Here is an 18,623-nt window from a genome sequence, read left to right on the forward strand (position 1 = left end):
GTGTCCGGTTTCAATGGGCACGATGAAACGGGCCGTTGCAGCGGCCCGTTTCGTTCAGCTCGCAGCGAGCTGGCGGCGCAGTGGTGCTTCGCGGATCGGCAGGTTGATCAGTGCTGCAGCAGCGGCCAATGCCATGTCCGCGTACCACATCCAGCTGTAGTCGCCGCCATATTCCAGTGCCACGCCACCCAGCCAAGCACCGAAGAACGCGCCGATCTGGTGCGAGAACAGGGTCAGGCCGAACAAGGTGCCCATGTGACGCGGACCGAACAGCTTGCCGACCAGTCCCGCGGTGGGTGGCACCGTCGCCAGCCAGGTGAAGCCCAGTGCGGCGGCGAACACATAGAAGGTCATCGGTGTCGGCGGTGATGCCAGATAGACCGCGATCAGCACCGCGCGGCTGAGGTACATCCAGAACAGCAGCCACTTCATGCGGAAGCGTTCGCCAAGCGCACCGATGATCAGGCTGCCGGCAACATTGAACAGGCCGATCAGGGCAATCGACACCGAGGCCACGTTCGGCGACAACCCGCAAAGCGCGATTTCGCCGGGCAGGTGGGTGACCAGGAAGGCGATATGCACGCCACAGGTGAAGAAGCCCAGATGCAGGCACCAGTAACTGCGATCACGCAGGGCGCGCTGCAGCTGCGGACGCAGCGCTTCGCCGTCGTCACTGGCCTCGTTGCGTGGCGCACGCTTGCGCAACGGCCAGGCCAATGGCAATGACAGCAGCACGATGAAGGCCAACGCATACAAGGCCTTGATCCAGCCGAAAGCACTGAGCAGCAGCTGCACCAGTGGTGCGAACAGGAACTGGCCAAGTGAGCCGCCGGCATTGATGACGCCGGCGGCCATCGAGCGCTTCTGCGCGGGAATACGCCAGGCGGTTGCGCCGATCAGCACCGAGAAACTGCCGGCACCGGCACCGGCTGCCAGCAGCAGGCCGAAGCTGAGGTTCAGTCCCCAGGCGTCGGGAAGCAAGGTTGCCGCGATCAGGCCGACCGCCAGCAGCACGCCGCCGCCGACCAGTACCGGCAGCGGTCCGCGCTGGTCGGCCATGGCACCGAAGAATGGCTGCACCGCACCCCATACGAATTGGCCGATCGCCAGCGAGAAACTGATCTGGGCGATGCCAAGTCCGGTCGAAACATGGATGGGGTCGATCAACAGACCGCTGGTCTGGCGCACGCCCATGGTCACCATCAGGATGCTGGAGGCGGCGAGCAACAGCAGCCAGGGAGTGCGGGCAGGAGCTTGCGTGGTCATGCTGCTTGCTCCTGTTCCAGTGCCTGGGTAAGTGCTTCCAGCTGGTGGTTGAGGTCTTCGATGCGTTTGCCGCCGAACAGCATTTCGATCTCCCGCTGGGCTTGCTGCCAGAGAGGAAAGGCCTTCTGCAGGCGGCGCTTGCCGGCGGCGGTGATGTGCAGCTGGCGCTGGCGGGAGTCCGCGCCGGGGGCGGAACTGAGCAGGCCCGCTTCGAGCAGCGGCTTGAGGTTGCGGGTGAGGGTGGTGCGGTCCATGCCCAGCGCATCGGCGAGCTCGCCCAGTGGCCGCGGCTGGCTGGAGCGGCGCAGGATGGAATAGGCGTTGAGGCTTAGATCAGCGGTGGCCAGATGGCGGTCATAGAGCTGGGAAACGCGGCGCGTGGCGCGGCGTAGCTGGAAGCAGGTGCAGGGGCTGGGGGCGTCCATCGGCTTGTGGGGTAGGGCGATGGGCTGGAGTTTATGTGCATATGCACGTAATTGCGAGTGGTGGTTGCTGGCCACGCTGGCGGGTTGTGCGCTTCGCGTTGTGCTGTCGCTTAGGCTTTGGGTCTGGCCATGGCTTTGGGTTTGGCTATGGCTTTGGCTTTGGCTTTGGCCTTGGCCTTGGCTTTGGCCTTGGCTTTGGCCTTGGCTTTGGCCTTGGCCTTGGCTTTGGCTTTGGCTTTGGCTGTTGCTGTTGCTGTTGCTGTTGCTGTCGCTGTCGCTGTTGCTGTTGCTGTTGCCGTGGCCGTGGCTTTCCCTTCTCCCGCTTGCGGGGGAAGGTGCCCGGAGGGCGGATGGGGGGCTTTTGATCTGGCTATGGCTGTACTTGGGCTTGTTTCAACGTAGCTGGTTCCGCACAAAGCAAAAACCACCTTGCGGTGGTTTTTGTTTGGGCTTGGGTTGATAAGCGGGAGAGTCAGAAGCGGAAGCGGAGCCAAGTGCAGAAGCAAAAGCTTGCCCTCACCCCTGCCCCTCTCCCGCAGGCGGGAGAGGGGAAAGCAGGAGCCAAAGCTCAAAGCCAAAGCCTGCAGCAGGCTCTTAGAACCAGGCGCGGATACCGAACGCAACGCCTCGGCCCGGGAGCGGCGAGTAATCCCGCAGCAACGAGGTATGCGGGCGTGCCTCACGGTCAGTCAGGTTGCTGCCATCGAGGAACACTTCGTAGCTGTTGCTGCCATTGCGATCCCAGCGGTACGCCACGTGTGCATCCACCAGCGTGTAGCCGGCGCTGGTTTCCTCGTTCACTGCAACATCCTTCTGGCTGCCGTAGCGCACCGCCCCCAGCGACGCGCGCCAGCCACCCAGCGACCAATGCAGGTCGGCACCAACACGGGCCGGGGCGATGCGCGGCAGGTAGCCGCCATTGGCCAACTCGACGTTGTAGTTGTGTGCGTGGTCACCGTGCGGCACGGCGATGGCGACATTGCGGGTGCCGCTGCCATCAAGTTCGGCCTTCACGTAGTCGCCGAACACGCGCAGGTCCCAGTCGCCGGCCACGTTCTCCAGCATGTGCCAGGTGGCCTCTGCCTCGGCGCCCTTGAAGGTGGCGTCGTTCTGGGTCCAGGTGCGCACCGGCAGGCCGCCTTCGACCACGCCGGTGTCGGCCAGGTAGATGAAGTCCTTGAACTTGGTCTGGTAGATCGCTGCCTGCAGGTCGAAGCGTTCGTTATGCGCGTGCAGGCCCAGCTCGACGCGACGACCGCGCTCGGTATCCATGTTGGCGTTGCCGATTTCCAGCGAGCGGGTGGCGATGTGGGCGCCGGCGGCGTACAGCTCTTCGTTGGTCGGTGCACGCTCGGAAGCGTCCACGCCGAAGCGCAGGTCGAAGGTGTCGTTCAAGGCCCAGATGCCGGACGCCGACAGGTTGGTCGCGCCAAAGCTGCGGTTGCGCTGGGCATCGTTCGGGTCGAGCTTGACCCGGTCATGGCGTGCACCCAGTTCCAGCTTGAACGGGCCGAACTGCTTCTCCTGCAGCACGAAAGCACCAATGGTGTCGGTGGTGGTGCCCGGCACGAAGGCTTCCTCGCCGGTGGCGCCGAAATCGCTGCTGCCGAACTGCACGCCGAAGGCGCCGTCCCAGCCGGCCAGCGGCTGCTGTACCGCTTCGACGCGGCCTTCAAAGCCCTTGTTGGTGAAGCGGGTGGACGGTGTGCCGGCTTCCAGCTCGGTGTGCTCGTAGTCGGTGTAGCCGCCGCGTACGGTCAGGCTCTTCAGGAACGCGGTCGGGTTGTACAGGCCGCCCTTCAGGTCGAAGCGGTTCTGCACCATGTCGATGCGCACATCATGCTCGTCGCCTTCCTCTTCGTGATCATGGTCATGGTCGTCGTGGTCATGATCGTGGTCATCGTCGGCGTGCACGTGGGCACCGTTTGGAATGCCGTAGTTGCTGCGGTAGGTGCCCAGCGAGGCACCGAGGAAGCCGTTCTCGCCGAACCAGGTGGCACCGACGCCGCCGGCGCGGGTGCGCGTCGAGCTGTTGTCCAGGCGGCCGCGGGTGCCGGCGTCTTCGTCGTGGGCATCATGATCATCATGGCCATCGGCATCCAGCGCGTGCGGGTCGATCGCATAGCCGGGGATGCGGTAGTCATCGCCGTTGCGGATCAGTCCGTCGACATGCAGGACAAGGTTGTCGCCACTGACGCCGTCCAGGCGGAACATGCCGCTACGCTCATTGTTGACCGAGTTGCCGCGGACTTCGGCGCGACCGCTGAGCGGGCGGTCCGGAACCTCGCTGGCGATACGACCATCGACCACGTTCACTGCGCCACCAATCGCGCCGCTACCGAACAGCAGGGTGGCCGGGCCTTTCAATACCTCGATCTGGTCAGCCAGGAAGGGTTCGATGGCGGAGGCGTGGTCGGCGCTGACGGTGGAGGCGTCCATGTTGCCGACGCCATTGGACACCACAGCCACGCGCGGGCCTTCCTGGCCGCGGATGATCGGACGGCCGACACCGGGGCCGAAGAAGGTGCTCTGTACGCCAGGCAGTTTGGCCACGGTGTCACCCAAGGTGCCGGACTTGTGCTCGTCCAGATCGGTACCGGCCAACACCTCGACCGGGCGCGCCAGCGACTCGGCAGAGCCCTGCAGTGGTGAGGCGGTTACCTTTACTGCGGTCAGTTCGGTCAGGTGATGGCTCTGCCCGGCGTCATCATCGGCGGCACTGGCGACGGCGGGCAGGGCGGCGGCAAGGGCGAGGAACAGCAGGTGGTGCCGGGTGTGACGGGGGAAGGGCATGAGAGTTCCTTTGTTACTGTGTATCACTGGGGTGGCAGTCTGAACCGGAGGCGGCAGGGGGCTGGCGCAGGCGGCTAGGGCGGGGAGGACAATAATGTTATATTATTCCATAACGTTCTGCCGCCCCTGCTGGAAGTCATGCCCACCCAACCCAACGGACTACGCAAATTCCTCGATCGCTTTGGCGCGACCGGATCCCTGATCTGTGCAGTGCATTGCGCGTTGTTGCCGGCATTGCTGGCGGTGGCGCCGGCGCTGGGGCTGTCGTTCTGGCTCAGTGACGGCGTCGAGTTCACCATCGTCGTCTTCGTTACCGTGCTGGGTCTGTTCAGCCTGATCTGGGGTTATCTGCGCCACCGCGCGCTGATGGCCTTGTTGCTGCTGGTGCCCGGGCTGCTGTTGTTGTGGGCGGGCCTGTTGCATTCGGAACTGCATCATTCGCAGGTTCCGCATGCGGTGGTGATGACCCTGGGTGGCGTACTGGTGGGCTTGGCACATGTGGTCAACCTGCGCTTGAACCACGTGCATGTACACGACGCCAGCTGCGCACATTGAGGGGCGCATGGTAGGCTTCCTGTCCATGCGCGAGGGCGCTTGTTGTGGCCTCGCCAAACCCGTGCATGCACGGGGTAACTGATTACAAACCAAGGAGTTGACGACATGGGTAAGGGTGACCGTAAGACCGCCAAGGGCAAGCGCTACAACGCCAGCTATGGCAATTCGCGCTCGCACGTGAGCAAGGTGGCCGTGGGCGCTGCTGCGCCGGTCGCCAAGAAGACCGTCACCAAGGCTGCCGCCAAGAAGGCTGTTGCCAAGAAGACCGTCGCCAAGGCCGGCTGATCCAGCCAGGCAGTGGTTACAGAAAAGCGGCGCATTGCGCCGCTTTTTTTGTGTTCGTGATAGTTCCCGGGTGCGCTGCGCTTACCCGGGCTACCTCACTTCGATTGGCGCAGCGCCTGGTCCAGTGCGTGCGGGTCGCCATCGTTGGGCTGGGCCGGGATGCCTATCAGGCGGGTAAGCAGCGGATAGACGTCGACGTTGTCGAAGGCGGTGAGCTGTTTGCCCTGCGCGAAGGCCGGGCCCCGCGCGACGAATACCGCCTGCATCGAAGGCAGTGCAGGGTCGTAGCCATGCGAACCGCGATCGCCCGGCGGGCGCTTGGCGATGGTGTCACGCGTCACTGCATCCCAGCCCTCCTGCATCTGGCAGACGATGGCCGGCACGCGTGGGTTGCTGCCGTAATGCCAGCGCGTCGGCAGCTGCGCCTTGTTCCAGCACTGGTAATGCGCGTGTTCGCCGAGCAGTGCCTTTTCCGCTTCGGCCTGCTTGCCCGGCAGCGGGGCGAAGCCTACCGACTGGCCTACCGACACCACCTTGGCGACATCGGCCGGCACCATGTCCTCAATCGCCACCGCATTGCCGAACTTGACCGTTGCCATGCCGTGATCGGACACGACAATCACGTTGGTGTGGTCGAGCAGGCCGTCGCGGCGCATGCCATCGACCAGTTGGCCGACGGCGGCATCAACCTGCTGCAACGCTGCTTTGTACTCGGGCGAATCCGGGCCGTGCTCATGCCCGGCCTTGTCCACGTGCTCCATGTAGGTGGCAACAAAACGCGGTTTGATCGCGTCCGGCGCGCCATGCAGCCAGGCCAGTACCTGGTTCATGCGCTCGGGCAGCGGCACGCTCTCGTCGTATATGCGCCATTGATTGGCATGCAGGCCGCGCACCGGCGCTTCACTGCCGGGCCACGACCAGGTGGCACTCTTGAACCCGGCCTTGCGCACGCTGACCCAGATCGGTTCGCCGCCATCCCACCAGGCCGCGTTCTGTACGGCGGTGCGGTCACTGACCTTGAATTCGCCAAGCGCATCGGCGCTCATCGCGTTGTGCACCAAGCCGTGGTGGTCGGGGCGCAGGCCGGTGACCAGGGTGTAGTGGTTGGGGAAGGTGAGGGCCGGATAGGACGGGCGCATGCCGACACTGCGTACGCCTTCACGGGCCAGACGCATCAGGTTGGGACTGTCTGCTTCGCTGAGCTTGTCCGCGCGCAGGCCGTCGATGGAAATCATCAATACGGTGGGCGGTGCTTCCGGAGCGATGGTGGGCGAGGAAGGCGTGGTGGCGCAGGCTGCAAGCAGTGCGCAGGCCAATGCAGTGGCCGGAATGCGTAGAAAAGTCATGCCGCAATGATAGGCCGGGCCGGTGACCGTACAAATACAACCTTAGCCATGTTGCCCGTGGAGGGGCGCTAGCGGCCCGGGTTGGCAAAGCGCATCCGGGGGGCGCTCAGGCAAACAGGTCCGCCACACGCCCACCTTCGCTGGGCACGCCCTCCAGCTTCAACAAGGCTGCCTTGGTCGGCAGCCCGCCACCGAAACCGGTCAGTGCGCCGTTGTTGCCGATTACCCGATGGCAGGGCAGTACGATCGGTAATGGATTGCGGCCATTGGCAGCGCCGACTGCGCGCGTCGCGGTCGGCCGGCCAATGCGCTCGGCCAGCTGCCGGTAGCTCCAGGTTGCGCCAAAAGGAATCTGCGCCAGGGTGTGCCAGACCTGCAACTGGAATTCAGTGCCCACCGGCGCCAATTCCAGCTGGAATTCCTGGCGTTCACCGCGCAGGTATTGCAGCAACTGCCGGCGTGGCTCGGCGACCGCATCGGGGTCGCGCTGCCAGTGTTCGCGGCCCTTGGCGTCGTGGCGGTTTTCGGCGAACAGGATGTGGCGTACGCCGACCTGGTCGACGGCGACCGTCAGTGCGCCGATGGGGCTGTCGAAACGATCGTAGTAGAGGGTGTTCATGCGCTGGCCTCCGTAGCTGCCTTGGAATTCTTTCGTTCGGTTGGCACTGCCAGATGCCACAGATGCAGCACCGCATAGGCGCGCCATGGCCGCCACAGCTGGGAGCGACGTTCGGTTTCGCGCTCGCTCAGGCGTTGGCCTTCGCCCAGTACCTGCTGCAGCACCAGATCACCGGCAGGGAAGGCATCGGGAAGTCCCATCGCCCGCAGTGCCATGTAATGGGCGGTCCACGGGCCGATACCTGACAGGGCCGTGGCCTTCTGCACGAAGCTTTCCAGCGTCTGTGCACGGCTGAAATCCAGCCGTTGTTCGGCGCAGGCGCGGGCGATTGCGCGCAGGGTGGCGGCGCGGGTGCGCGGCAGGCCGATGCTCTCCAGCGCCGCGTCGACCAGCGTTGCCGGTGCCGGGAACTGCCGGTCCAGGCTCTCGGGCATGCCGGGCAGGTGCTCGCCGAAGCGATCGACCAGGCGGCGCGCCAGCGTGGTGGCGGCGGCGACGCTGACCTGCTGGCCGAGGACGGCGCGTGCGGCGACTTCAAAGCCGTCCCAGCCGCCGGGAATGCGCAGCCCCGGCCGCTCGGCCAGGCCGCGCGCGAGCAGGGGTTCCTGGCCCAGGGCGGCATGGACGGTGCGCAGGTCGGCATCCAGGTCAAAGACGCGGCGCACCTTGGCGACGATGGCGGGGATGGCGCGTGGATCGGTGGTGCCCAGTTGCAGGCGCAGCTCCGGGCGCTTGGGGTCGGCGGTGACCCGGATCAGGCTGGCAACGCCGTTGGCGACGACCACGCGTTGGTAGCTGCTTTCGTCGATGCATTCGATACCCGGCAGCGAGCGGCGGCGCAGGAACGCCAGCATCAACGGGAAGTCCAACGGCGGCCGGTAGGCCAGGCGCAATACGGGCTCGCCACCGGCCACCGCGCCATGCTGCTTGCGCAGCGCGCTCGGCGGCATGCCGCAGCCTTCGAGGAAGGCGCTGTTGAAGCGTCGCAGACTGTTGAAGCCGGCGGCCAGGGCGACCTGGGTTACCGGCAGCGCGGTTTCGGTCAGCAGCTGTTTGGCCAGCAATAGACGACGGGTGGTGTGCAACTGCGCCGGCGTAGCTCCAAGCTTGGCCACGAACAGCCGTTGCAGTTGGCGCGCGCTGATCCCCATCGCTTCGGCCAGCGCGGTCGCTGGCTGCTCCTGCAGGATGCCTTCGTTGAGTAGGGCCAATGCCTGATGCAGGGTCTGGTCCTGCAGCAGATTGGCGTCATCCGGTGACAGTTCGGGGCGGCAGCGCAGGCAGGGCCGGTAGCCGGCGGCGCTGGCGGCTGCGGCGCTGGGGTAGTAGCTGACGTTCTCGGGCTTGGGCGGTGGAGCCGGGCACACCGGCCGGCAATAGATGCCGGTGCTGCGCACGGCGGTGAAGAACAGGCCGTCAAAGCGCGCATCACGCGCCAGGCGGGCTTGTTCGCATTGCACATGGGCGGGCATCAGGAGGTTTTGCATGGCCCCAGTCTAGGCGCGGCCGGCGGCCGGTACTGGCCATTTTCGGACATCAATGCGTGTGACGCTGTGTTGATTCATCGGACGTTGCGGCAGGGTGGGTGTTGCGCACTAGACTGTCCACCTTCCTGGCGCGGCTGCGCCGTCGCGCGGACCTGATTGCCCTCCATGTTGCCCAAGTTCTGGTGGTCGCCGTTGTTGTGCGTCGGGCTGTTGGCCTGCAATCCGCAGACCGGCGAGAAAAAGCCCGTGGCTGATCCTGCTGCCACGCTGGCTGCCGATGGCGACCACATGGTTTCGATCAATGCCGCCGATGCGCCGGCCCCGCCGGCACCGGTGTTGCCCGCCAAGGACAAACCCTGGCCCGAGCTGCTGCTGGAAAACGGCAAGGCCTGGGTCAGCTGTGGCACCGACTATGCGGGCGAGAACGGCGATGGCACCGAACTGGCTGCATTTGACCGCGCCAGCATGGATGCGGCGCTGGAACCCTGCAAGGAGCGCGGCCTGGTGCGGGTGCGCTACGCCGGCAAGATCAATCCTTCGTTCGCGGCGATGATGACGCGCTTGGCGGTAGTGGCCGACGCGATGAAGATCAGCCGGCGCATCCTCGATCTGGATTCCAGCGGCGGCCAGGTGGAAGCAGCCATCGTTGCCGGTGACAGCATCGGCGAGTCTGGCTGGACCATCTGGGTGCGCGAAGGTTCGGTCTGTCACAGTGCCTGCGTGTTCGTGCTGGCGGCGGGCGACAACCGCTTGATCTCCGGCAAGGTTGGCATCCACCGCATGATGCGGATCAGCTCCAGCGCCAGTTCGCGCGCGGAGTTGAACAAGGAGCTGCACGAGGTCTACGACAACGTGAAGGACTACCTGCAGCGCAACGGCGTGGCGGTGGGCGTGGCCGACCTGATGATGACCGTGCCCAACCGCAGCCTGCGGGTGCTGACCAACGAAGAGCTCAAGCAGTACGGGCTGGACGGCACCAATGCGGTGCAGGATGACCTGGAGCGCATCAAGCAGATGCGCAAGTGCGGCGATGACTTCGTGCGCCGCAAGGATTCCTTCCTGATCGCCTTCGACCGCGAGTGCAAGGTGGAAGGTGCCGATCTGGAGGCGGTCAACCGTTGCGGGCAGGCCTTGAAGGAGCAGTTCGGCTTCCCGGATGAGGTCTGCCCGGAGGAAAGTCCGCTGTCGGAAATCGATACCGCCATGCTCGAGCCGATGCCGACCGCCATCCCGACCGGTGCCGCGGAGTCGGTGGTGGCGCCGGCTGCGGCAGCTGCATCAGCCGTCAGTGCGCAGGTGGGTGCTTCCAGTACACGAAAGTGAACAAATGAAAGGATGCGGAAGCCCGTAAACCGTGATTGGATTGGCATTCCGTTCAACTGAAAGCGTCATGGAGAGAGCTATGCGACCCAGTTGTTTGTTGATGGTGCTGTCCCTGGCCGTACCGGCTGCAGGCGTTTTCGCGCAGACACCCGCTGCGGCCCCAGCGCCGGCGCGGGCTGCTGCCCCTGCCGCCCCCGCGCCCGCACCGGTATCAGCCGCCGCACGGCCGGCGCCAGCGCTCAGTGCTGCGCAGCAGGCGCAGGTGGCCAAGCAGGATGCGGAGATGACCGCCGCCGCGCAGCGGGTGGCGCAACTGGTGGATGGCCAGCAGGCGGCCACCGTATGGGACGGTGCCTCGGCGGTGGCGCGCAAGGCGGTGACCCGCGATGTGTTCGCCAACAACGTCAATGCCGACCGCGCCAAGCTGGGCGCGCTGGTATCGCGTGGCAAGCCATCGATCACCCGCGTGCAATACCCGGCCGGCGCCTCGGTGCCGGAAGGGATCTACTTGAACGTCAGCTTCCCGACCCGCTTTGCCAACAATGCCCAGCCGGTGCGCGAGCTGGTCTCGTTCCGCCTGGATGAAGACAAGGTGTGGCGCACCTCCGGCTATAGCGTGCGCGCGGCCTCGGCCAACTAAGCGCCACTACCGGCAAGGCAAAGCACACGGGCGCCGCAGCGCGCCCGATGTGTTTGCGTGCTGATTGCCGCATGCCTGATCTGGATCAATGAATCCTTACACCGGCCTGCTTACCCTGCCTGCGGTAGGCATAACGGAGTGGGACATGCGCAAGGTGGATGTGGTGGTGGTGGGAGCCGGCCCGGCCGGCTTGAGTCTGGCCCGCAGCCTGGCAGGCAGCGGCCTGTCTTTGGCGCTGGTCGAGCAACAACCGCAGGCTGCGCTGGCCGAGCCGAGCTTCGACGGCCGTGAAATCGCGCTGACCCACGCCTCGCGGCAGATCATGCGCAGCATGGGCCTGTGGCAGCGCATCGATCCGGCCGAGATCTCGCCGTTGCGCAGTGCCAAAGTGATGAATGGCAGCTCGCCGTTCGCGCTGGGTTTCGCCGCGCAGGGCGAGGGCGTGGATGAGCTGGGCTGGCTGATTCCCAATCACCTGATCCGGCGTGCGGCCTGGGAGGCGGTGCAGGGCCAGGCGGGGCTGGAGCTGCTGGATGGGCGCTCGGTCACTGCAATCGATGCCGGCGAGGCGTACAGCACGGTCAGCTTGAGTGACGGCAGTCAGCTGCGCGCGCGACTGGTGGTCGCCGCTGACAGCCGCTTCTCGGCGACCCGGCGGATGATGGGTATCGGTGCTCAGATGCGTGACTTCGGCAAGTCCATGCTGGTCTGCCGGATGCAGTGCGAGCGACCGCATGAGCACGCCGCCTGGGAGTGGTTCGGCTACGAGCGGACCTTGGCGATGCTGCCCTTGCCGGGCAACCAGGCCTCGGCGGTGATCACCATGCCGCCACAGCAGCTGCAGCAGTTGCTGGCGCTCGATGAAGCTGACTTCGGCCGCACCGTCAGCGGCTTCTTCGAACATCGCCTGGGGGCCATGACTCCGGTGGGGACGCGCCATGCCTATCCGCTGGTGGGGGTGTATGCGCACCGTTTCGTCGGCAAGCGCTACGCCCTGATCGGCGATGCGGCGGTCGGTATGCATCCGGTCACCGCGCACGGCTTCAATTTTGGCCTGCACAGCCAGCAACGACTGGCGCGGCTGTTGCTGGAGGCGGTGCGTGGCGGTGGCGATATCGGTGCGGACGGGCTGCTGGCCAGTTACCAGCGCGGCCACCGGCTGGCGACGCGGCCGCTGTACGAAGCCACCAATGCCATTGCCGGGCTCTACAACGACAGCCGGCTGCCGGCACGCCTGCTGCGCGGCGCGGCATTGCGGGCCGCGCAGGGGGTGGTCCCGTTCAGGAAGTTGATTGCCGGGCATCTGACCCAGGCGCGCGCGTAGCAAGGGCTCGCGGGTTTGTAGGAGCGGCGTAAGCCGCGAAGCCGGTACGGGTGGCAGGCGAGGGTGCGATGCCGGATCGGGTGTGAGCTTCGCGGCTTACACCGTTCCTACAAACGCTGCGGCGCCGACGGTTGCGGGGAAAGCCCCTGCCGAGCATGGCTCGGCACTACAGGCACTCCTGCAGCGCTGATGTGGCGCTGGGACGGCCCCTGCCGAGCATGGCTCGGCACTACATCACTCGTCTTCGTCGTCTTCTTCGGCGCGGTTCGGGTCCGGATCGGCGAGGACGTTGATCAGGACATCGCCCAGCGCCACCTGCTGGCCGCCGCGGATTTTGCAGGCTTTGCGCAGCTCCACCACGCCATCCACGGTGACCTGGCCGTCGGCAATGATCATTTTTGCCTCGCCGCCGCTGGTGACCAGATCGGCCAGTTTCAGCAGCTGCTTCAGTTCCACGTAATCGCGGTCAAGTTCAAATTCGATGGTCTGCATGGTGTTCACGGATAAAAACGAGTGCTATTGTGCGCCATCGGCGACCCGTGCGGGTGCTCCAACAGGGGCCACGCGGCGGCCGGTTGTGTTCGTAAGCTGAACGCAAATCTAGCCATGCGCGACAGCTGAGCTGTTTAGAGCGCACAATAAGCGTCTTTTCGCCCGCCCGTTCGCGGCGGTGCCCCCGGAGTTACCATGTCCCAAGATACCCCCGCGCCGCTGCTGTTTGCAGATCTCGGCCTATCCGAGCCTGTGATGAAGGCAGTGGCCGAAGTCGGTTACGAGACCCCGTCGCCGATCCAGGCTGCCACCATTCCGGCAATGCTGGAAGGCCGCGACGTGCTCGGCCAGGCGCAGACCGGCACCGGCAAGACCGGCGCCTTCGCGCTGCCGGTGCTGTCCAACATCAATCTTTCCGCCACCAAGCCGCAGGTGCTGGTGCTGGCCCCGACCCGCGAACTGGCCATCCAGGTCGCCGAGGCGTTCCAGACCTATTCGGCGTCGATGCCGGGCTTCCGCGTGCTGCCGGTGTACGGCGGCCAGCCCTACGGTCAGCAGCTGTCGGCCCTGCGCCGCGGCGTGCACGTCGTGGTCGGCACCCCGGGCCGCGTGATCGACCACCTCGATCGCGGCACCCTGGACCTGTCCGAGCTGAAGACGCTGGTGCTCGACGAAGCCGACGAAATGCTGCGCATGGGCTTCATCGACGACGTTGAAGCCGTGCTCAAGAAGCTGCCGGAAACCCGTCAGGTCGCACTGTTCTCGGCCACCATGCCGCAGCAGATCCGCCGCATCGCGCAGACCTACCTGCGTGAGCCGGTGGAAGTGACCATCGCTTCCAAGACCACCACCTCGGCCAACATCCGCCAGCGTTACTGGTGGGTGGCTGGCATGCACAAGCTGGATGCGTTGACCCGCATCCTGGAAGTCGAACCCTTCGACGCGATGATCATCTTCGCGCGTACCAAGGCGGGTACCGAGGAGCTTGCCACCAAGTTGCAGGCGCGTGGCCTGGCCGCTGCCGCCATCAATGGCGACATGCAGCAGGCCCAGCGTGAGCGCACCATCGCCATGCTGAAGGACGGCAAGCTCGACATCCTGGTTGCCACCGACGTGGCCGCCCGTGGTCTGGACGTGGAGCGCATCAGCCACGTACTGAACTACGACATCCCGTACGACACCGAAAGCTACGTGCACCGTATCGGTCGTACCGGCCGTGCCGGCCGCAGCGGTGAGGCGATCCTGTTCGTCACCCCGCGCGAGAAGGGCATGCTGCGCCAGATCGAGCGTGCTACCCGCCAGCCGATCGAAGAAATGCAGCTGCCGAGCGTGGACGCAGTCAACGATCACCGCGTGACCAAGTTCATGGACCGCATCAGCCAGGCCCTGGCTGCCGGCGACATGGATTTCTACCGCGACCTGCTGCAGCGCTACGAAGGCGAGCACAACGTGCCTGCCATCGATATCGCTGCTGCGCTGGCCAAGCTGTTGCAGGGTGATTCGCCGTTCCTGCTGACCCCGCCGGTGCGTGAGCGCCGCGAGCAGTCGTTCGAGCGCAGCGAGCGTCCGGCGCGTGACGGCGGCTTCCATCGCCGTGACGAGCGCGGTGATCGTGGTGATCGCCCGGCCCGCTTCGAGCCGCGTTTCGAGCGTGCGCCGCGTCATGATGATGGCGAACGCGCACCGCGCCCGCCGCGTGGCGAAGGTGATTTCGAATCGCGTCCGCGTCGCGAAATGCCGCCGCGCAGCGCGCCGGAGTTCGGCATGGAGACCTACCGCATTGAAGTCGGTCACACCCATGGTGTGAAGCCGGCCAATATCGTTGGCGCGATCGCCAACGAAGCCGGCCTGGAAAGCCGTTTCATCGGCCGCATCGATATCCACGACGGTCACTCGGTGTTGGACCTGCCGGCTGACATGCCGACCGACGTGCTGCAGCACCTGAAGAAGGTGTGGGTGTCGGGCCAGCAGTTGCAGATGCGCAAGGTCGAGGCGGGTGAGGACCACGGCGCTGCTGCGCCGTCGTTCAAGTCGCGCTTCGACAAGGGTGACGGCAAGCCGGGCGGTCGTCCGTCGGGTCCGCGCGGCCCGCGTCCGGGCGGTCCTGGTGGTTCGCGTCCGGGTGGCTTCAAGCCGCGCGGCCCGCGCAACTACTGATCCGGCCCGTCCAACGCGCGTGACCAGACAACCCCGGCAATGCCGGGGTTGTCTGTTTCTGACCGTTTGTCGGCCTGCCAGGACCGGATGGGACGACAAGTTCAAGCCGCGACCGTCTTCACGTACTGCTCGCGGCGGGTTATTGCGATAATGCTGCTTATCCGCGTCGGGGAACGCGAGAGGGAAGCTCATGGCAGTAGGGGGAGGGGCAGGTGCTGGCAGGGTCGGATGTAGATGGGCCGTGCTTCTGCTGCTGTCGACGTTCTTTGCATTGTGGCCGTTGCTGGGCGCGGCCCAGCCGCTGCAGGTGGACCGTGACTTCCTGATTGCCGGTGCCGCAACGGCTGAGCAGGCGCCTTTGCGTGCCTGCAGTGCCGAAGCCTTGGCGCGGATGCGCCCTGCCATTGAAATTGCCGCGCCCGAAGGCGGTTGGTCGGGTGCGCCGCAAGGCGTTGGCGTATTCAATGTGTTTGCCGGCGAGGTGATGATTTTCCATGGCGACCGTCAGGTCTGCGGCGATATGCAGGATGCCCGCACCCGCGACTCACGTTTCCGTGCTGGCGTCGGCCTGGTGGTGGTACCCAAGCAGGGCACGGTGGAGCCGATCCGGGTGGCCTGGGAGTCGCCGCTGAAGCCGCGCTGGATTCCCACTGTGCACCTTGGCGCACCCAGTCCGTTGCAGCAGCAGGACACCTTGCGGCTGGTGGTGCGCACCGCCTGCGTGGCGATTGCGCTGGCCTTGGCCCTGTCTGCATTGATGGGGTTTGCCACCACACGCGGGCGTGATTTCCTGATCTATACCCTGGTCTGCGGGCTGTTGGTGGTGTGGCAGGCGGTGTTGAGTGGGCTCAGTGGCTATCCCGAGCCATGGCTGCCGGTGGATGGTCACGCGCCGGTATGGATGGTTTCGGTATCCGCACTCAGCTATGCGGTGATGGGCTGGGTGCTGTGGCGGATGTGCGGTGGCCGTCGTGTGCTGCGCGGCTCGCGGCCGTGGATGCTGGGGCTGATGGTCGTGCTGGCGCTGGTCGCGCTGGCTGCGCCGTTCATGCCTTGGCCGTTGTTGGCGTGGATCGCGGTGGCGCTGGACGATTTTTTCACGTTGATCTGCATGACCTCGGTAGGCATTGCCATCGTTGCGTTGCGGCGGCGTAACTTCCAGGCGCTGGATGGGCTGGTGGCGGCGATCCCGCTGTTGGTGATGGCGCTGGCCGACCTGATGGACAACCGCCTGCTGGTGGAATTCCGGGTCGAGGCGATCCAGGTCTCGGTTACCTGGTTCCTGATGATGGCGGCTTACTCCCTCAATCGCAGCCTCAGCCAGCTGCGCCAGCAACGCGATGAGATGCGCGAGCTTGCCGATACCGACACCTTGACCGGCCTGCCAAATCGCCGCGCTGGCCTGCGCCAGCTCGACCACTATCTGCGTGAGGCCAAGGCTGGCGGGCTGCCGCTTTCGATTGGCTTCCTGGACATCGATCTGTTCAAGCAGATCAACGACAACTATGGCCACGATGGTGGCGACCAGGTGCTGATATCGGTGGCCAATACCTTGTTGACCGGTGTGCGCAGCCGCAGCGACGTGATCCGCATGGGCGGCGAGGAATTCCTGATCCTGCTACCGGGAATCGGCGCTGACGCGGCGCGTCCGCGGCTGGAGCAGCTGCGCGAAAAACTCACCGTACAGGCGCGCGGGCTCAAGCATGAAGGCCTGGTGGTCACCGCCAGTATTGGTCTTGCCGAGCTGCAGTACCGCGACAATGACGTCGCCGGGCTGCTGCGGCGGGCCGACAATGCCATGTACCAGGCCAAGCGCAGCGGCCGGGACCAGGTGGTGGATGCGCGCGATATCCGGGAAGTGCCCTGAACAGGCAATCCGGCCGCGCTGTTCCGGCCGCGGGCGATGGCGGATAATTCGCCGATGACAATTCGAATCAACAAGCACATTGCCGAAACCGGCTTCTGCTCGCGCCGTGAGGCCGATCGCCTGCTGTCCGCCCGTCGCGTCACCGTCAATGGCATCGTCGCCGGCACCGGCGCGGTCGTGGGCGAGGGCGACGAGGTCAAGGTGGACGGCCAGCCGCTGCGCGCCCGTGCGGTGCAGAAGAGCACCGGCCGCCGCCATGTCTACATCGTGCTGAACAAGCCGGTAGGCATCACCTGCACCACCGAGAGCGCGGTCAAGGACAACATCGTCGAGTTTGTCGGCCACGAGCAGCGTATCTTCCCGATCGGTCGCCTGGACAAGGATTCGGAAGGACTGATCCTGATGACCAGCAACGGCGACATCGTCAACCAGATCCTGCGTGCCGAGAACGGCCACCAGAAGGAGTATCTGGTGGCGGTCAACAAGCCAGTCACCGATGAATTCCTGCGCGGCATGGCGCGTGGCGTGCGCATCCACAACGAGATGACCTTGCCCTGCCGCACCAGCCGCATTGCCAAGTATGGTTTCCGCATCATCCTGGAGCAGGGCTTGAACCGGCAGATCCGTCTGATGGCGGCCGAGTTCGGTTATCGCGTCACCCAGCTGCGCCGTGTGCGCATCGACAACGTGAAGATCGGTGCGCTCAAGCCCGGTCAATGGCGCAACCTGAGCGAGCAGGAACTGCGCGGGCTGCTGCCGCAACAGCAGCAGTGGTGAAATGTGACACGCTCACCGCGCCTTGCGCGGTGAGCCGCTAGACTCTGCTGCGCCTCCATCCTGCCGCTTTGGACCCGTGCATGATCAAGCCCGCATTGCCTGCCCATGAAGCCGAACGTATTGCCGCGCTGCAGCGTTACCGGGTGCTGGACACCGCACGGGAGCAGGAGTTCGATGACCTGGTGACCATCGCCCGCACCATCTGCGGTACGCCGATGGGCGCGGTGACCCTGATTGATCGCGACCGGCAATGGTTCAAGGCCCTGCAGGGCCTGGACGGTGAACAGACCCCGCGCGACGAGGCGTTCTGCGCCCACACCATCCTCAGGCCGCAGGAACTGACCGTGGTGGCCGATGCGCGCCAGGATCAGCGTTTCAGTGGCAACCCCTCGGTGTTGGGTGATCCACATATCCGCTTCTACGCCGGCGCGCCGCTGCTCAGCAGCGATGGCTATGCACTGGGCTCGCTGTGCGTGTTCGATTCGGTGCCGGCGCAGCTGGGCACCCCACAGGCCGAGGCATTGCGCGCGCTGTCGCGGCAGGTCAGCCGGATGATGGAAATGCGCCTGCTGCGGATCGAGATCGATCATCACCAGGCCGAGCACGATTGGTACGAGGCGCACCTGCTTGAGTACTACCAGCAGCTGGAGCAGCTCAATGTGGAGCTGTCCGAGCAGACCCGTACGGACCCGCTGACGGGGCTGCCCAATCGCCGCGCGCTGTCCGCTGCGCTGACGGAAGCGATCGGACGTGCAGGTGAGGTTGCGCCGGTGGTGGCCATCGTTGATATCGACCACTTCAAGCTGGTCAATGACATCCATGGCCATACCGAAGGTGATCGGGTGCTGGTCGAGCTGTCCAGCGTGCTGAAGTCACAGTTTGCCGCGCGCGGCATGGCCGCGCGTTATGGTGGCGAGGAGTTCGTCATCCTGATGCCGGATACACCGCTGCAACAAGCCGAGCTGCAATGCGAATACCTGCGTGAGTCGGTGGGCATGCTGCCGATTGGCCCGCCGATCTCGGTGAGTATCGGCCTTGCCGTGCACCGCGCAGGTGACGCCCCAGGCGAAACCCTGCGCCGTGCCGATGCCGCGCTCTATCAGGCCAAGGCCGAGGGCCGCGATCGGGTGGTTGTGGCGGGCTGAGCCGAGTTGCCGTAGCCCGGGTAAGCGCAGCGCACCCGGGAATCAAATGGCCGCGCGGCCAACATATTCCGTCGATACGACGTCCTTGGCCCAAGCGCTCGGTAGGTGTCTGAGGCGAGCCC

Annotated in this window: 17 protein-coding genes; 9 read left to right on the forward strand and 8 right to left on the reverse strand. The window is 65.4% G+C overall.

From position 1 onward, the window contains the following. Positions 1-54: 54 nt before the first annotated feature. The 4 genes from ACVOLI_RS03885 to ACVOLI_RS03900 form a co-directional block, all read right to left on the reverse strand. On the reverse strand, positions 55-1,266 hold the full coding sequence (locus tag ACVOLI_RS03885; protein WP_481533600.1) for an MFS transporter: 1,212 nt from the start codon (positions 1,264-1,266) through the stop codon (positions 55-57). Next, on the reverse strand, positions 1,263-1,691 hold the full coding sequence (locus tag ACVOLI_RS03890; protein ID WP_481533601.1) for a MarR family winged helix-turn-helix transcriptional regulator: 429 nt from the start codon (positions 1,689-1,691) through the stop codon (positions 1,263-1,265). The genes ACVOLI_RS03885 and ACVOLI_RS03890 overlap by 4 nt, the downstream gene beginning before the upstream one ends. 110 nt (positions 1,692-1,801) lie before the next feature. Continuing rightward, a complete protein-coding gene (locus ACVOLI_RS03895; protein WP_481533602.1) occupies positions 1,802-2,185 on the reverse strand; it encodes a hypothetical protein in 384 nt (127 codons plus the stop codon). Between the two features lie 100 nt (positions 2,186-2,285). Next, positions 2,286-4,484 (reverse strand): TonB-dependent receptor, encoded by a 2,199-nt coding sequence (locus ACVOLI_RS03900; RefSeq protein ID WP_481533603.1) that lies wholly within the window; start codon positions 4,482-4,484, stop codon positions 2,286-2,288. A 138-nt stretch (positions 4,485-4,622) separates the two neighbouring features. Between ACVOLI_RS03900 and ACVOLI_RS03905 the strand changes: the two genes are divergently transcribed. Then, positions 4,623-5,039 carry a MerC domain-containing protein gene (locus ACVOLI_RS03905; protein WP_282266698.1) on the forward strand — a complete coding sequence of 139 codons (417 nt, stop codon included), beginning with the start codon at positions 4,623-4,625 and terminating at the stop codon, positions 5,037-5,039. 105 nt (positions 5,040-5,144) lie between these two features. Beyond that, positions 5,145-5,324 carry a 30S ribosomal protein THX gene (locus ACVOLI_RS03910; RefSeq protein WP_296251805.1) on the forward strand — a complete coding sequence of 60 codons (180 nt, stop codon included), beginning with the start codon at positions 5,145-5,147 and terminating at the stop codon, positions 5,322-5,324. A 95-nt stretch (positions 5,325-5,419) separates the two neighbouring features. Here the strand turns inward: ACVOLI_RS03910 and ACVOLI_RS03915 are convergent, their stop codons facing one another. The 3 genes from ACVOLI_RS03915 to ACVOLI_RS03925 form a co-directional block, all read right to left on the reverse strand. Then, complete coding sequence (locus ACVOLI_RS03915) at positions 5,420-6,670, reverse strand: alkaline phosphatase family protein (protein ID WP_481533604.1); 1,251 nt, start codon at positions 6,668-6,670, stop codon at positions 5,420-5,422. Positions 6,671-6,776: 106 nt separating this feature from the next. After that, positions 6,777-7,289 (reverse strand): methylated-DNA--[protein]-cysteine S-methyltransferase, encoded by a 513-nt coding sequence (locus ACVOLI_RS03920; protein WP_481533605.1) that lies wholly within the window; start codon positions 7,287-7,289, stop codon positions 6,777-6,779. Beyond that, positions 7,286-8,776 (reverse strand): DNA-3-methyladenine glycosylase 2 family protein, encoded by a 1,491-nt coding sequence (locus ACVOLI_RS03925; protein ID WP_481533606.1) that lies wholly within the window; start codon positions 8,774-8,776, stop codon positions 7,286-7,288. Before ACVOLI_RS03925 ends, ACVOLI_RS03920 begins: the two co-directional genes overlap by 4 nt. Positions 8,777-8,941: 165 nt before the next feature. On the opposite strand from ACVOLI_RS03925, the gene ACVOLI_RS03930 reads away from it, so the two are divergent. The 3 genes from ACVOLI_RS03930 (at position 8,942) to ubiM (ending at position 12,063) form a co-directional block, all read left to right on the forward strand. Continuing rightward, positions 8,942-10,099, forward strand: a complete 1,158-nt coding sequence (locus ACVOLI_RS03930) for a COG3904 family protein (protein ID WP_481533607.1) — start codon at positions 8,942-8,944, stop codon at positions 10,097-10,099. Positions 10,100-10,178: 79 nt separating this feature from the next. Then, the gene (locus ACVOLI_RS03935) at positions 10,179-10,739 is read left to right on the forward strand and encodes a DUF4019 domain-containing protein (protein WP_481533608.1); all 561 of its coding nucleotides are present in this window, start codon (positions 10,179-10,181) and stop codon (positions 10,737-10,739) included. A gap of 145 nt (positions 10,740-10,884) precedes the next feature. Beyond that, positions 10,885-12,063, forward strand: a complete 1,179-nt coding sequence (gene ubiM / locus ACVOLI_RS03940; RefSeq protein ID WP_481533613.1) for a 5-demethoxyubiquinol-8 5-hydroxylase UbiM — start codon at positions 10,885-10,887, stop codon at positions 12,061-12,063. A 234-nt stretch (positions 12,064-12,297) separates the two neighbouring features. On the opposite strand, the gene ACVOLI_RS03945 is transcribed toward ubiM, so the two are convergent. Then, positions 12,298-12,555 (reverse strand): RNA-binding S4 domain-containing protein, encoded by a 258-nt coding sequence (locus tag ACVOLI_RS03945; protein ID WP_296251787.1) that lies wholly within the window; start codon positions 12,553-12,555, stop codon positions 12,298-12,300. A 195-nt stretch (positions 12,556-12,750) separates the two neighbouring features. Between ACVOLI_RS03945 and ACVOLI_RS03950 the strand changes: the two genes are divergently transcribed. The 4 genes from ACVOLI_RS03950 (at position 12,751) to ACVOLI_RS03965 (ending at position 18,501) form a co-directional block, all read left to right on the forward strand. Further along, the gene (locus tag ACVOLI_RS03950) at positions 12,751-14,712 is read left to right on the forward strand and encodes a DEAD/DEAH box helicase (protein WP_481533609.1); all 1,962 of its coding nucleotides are present in this window, start codon (positions 12,751-12,753) and stop codon (positions 14,710-14,712) included. A gap of 241 nt (positions 14,713-14,953) precedes the next feature. Then, complete coding sequence (locus ACVOLI_RS03955; protein WP_481533610.1) at positions 14,954-16,579, forward strand: sensor domain-containing diguanylate cyclase; 1,626 nt, start codon at positions 14,954-14,956, stop codon at positions 16,577-16,579. A 54-nt stretch (positions 16,580-16,633) separates the two neighbouring features. Beyond that, positions 16,634-17,356, forward strand: coding sequence for a pseudouridine synthase (locus ACVOLI_RS03960; protein ID WP_282266718.1), 723 nt, complete (start codon positions 16,634-16,636; stop codon positions 17,354-17,356). An 80-nt stretch (positions 17,357-17,436) separates the two neighbouring features. Then, positions 17,437-18,501 carry a GGDEF domain-containing protein gene (locus ACVOLI_RS03965; RefSeq protein WP_481533611.1) on the forward strand — a complete coding sequence of 355 codons (1,065 nt, stop codon included), beginning with the start codon at positions 17,437-17,439 and terminating at the stop codon, positions 18,499-18,501. The last annotated feature ends 122 nt before the right edge of the window (positions 18,502-18,623 follow it).

The organism is Stenotrophomonas sp. STEN029 (assembly GCF_056760015.1).